Raw genomic sequence first — 976 nt, 5'->3', positions numbered from 1 at the left:
GAACACATCGCTTCCTAAAAGAGGACTCTGCACTCTATGAATTGGTAGACCAAGACCTTAGCAATATCGGTAAAGATGCTATTTATGAGATAGCTGATGCTATCTACGAAGCCAAAGACTCAATCGAGATGGCACTTATCAAAGCCGAGAATGAGCTTTACCCAACTAATAAGCGTCTCTTTTTAGTTGATCTTACCAATGCCTATTTTGAGGGACGAACACTTGGTAATGATCTAGCCCAATATGGCCACTCCAAAGAGAAGCGCTTCGACTGTACTTTAGTAAGTCTTGCCCTTTTGGTGGATGATCGTGGACTACCGATCTATAGCCACATATATCCCGGTAATCAGTCAGAGCCTGAAACCCTTGGTGATGTCTTATCTAGTATCTCTAGTCACCTAAGACAGGGACTCTTTAGCGAAGATCTCCCAACGGTTATCATGGATAGAGGGATAGCAACTTATGACAACATCGCACTGATTGAGTCCTATGGTCTTAGCTATCTGGTAATTACACGCGCTAATGCAGCTAGACACTATCTAGCTGAACTACGCCAAGGAAAAGATACCTTCTTAGAGATCAAGAACTCCTCCAATGAGAGCATCTACATCAAAGAACTGGGTGATGACCTGGGTGGTGAGATGGATGACAAGGGAGAAGCTGCCGAGGCGGGTGCTGACCTGGGTGCTGAGGTAGAAGTTGCCGAGTCGGGTGCCGAGGGAGAAGCTGCTGAGTCGGGTGCCGAGGGAGAAGCTGCTGAGTCGGGTGCCGAGGGAGAAGCTGCTGAGTCGGGTGCCGAGGGAGAAGCTGCTGAGTCGGGTGCCGAGGGAGAAGCTGCTGAGTCGGGTGGTAACCTGGGTGCTGAGGTGGATTCTGAGCAAATAGTTGTTCATCTACAAGGCAGTGAGTCGATGGGCATCGAGTCGATGGGCAGTGAGTCGATGCGTGTTGATTTCATCGATGCTGGATCACTCAG

At 49.0% G+C, this 976-nt stretch carries 1 protein-coding gene; it reads left to right on the top strand.

Annotated elements, in window-relative coordinates:
- Nucleotides 1–976 (top strand): IS1634 family transposase (locus tag AXFE_RS18065; RefSeq protein ID WP_152626229.1); only part of this gene is annotated, 976 nt, incomplete at both ends.

The organism is Acidithrix ferrooxidans (genome assembly GCF_000949295.1).
GTDB classification, from domain to species: Bacteria; Actinomycetota; Acidimicrobiia; order Acidimicrobiales; family Acidimicrobiaceae; genus Acidithrix; species Acidithrix ferrooxidans.
The sequence above is the reverse complement of the archived record's forward strand: the minus strand, read 5'-3'. Positions and strand labels throughout refer to the sequence as shown.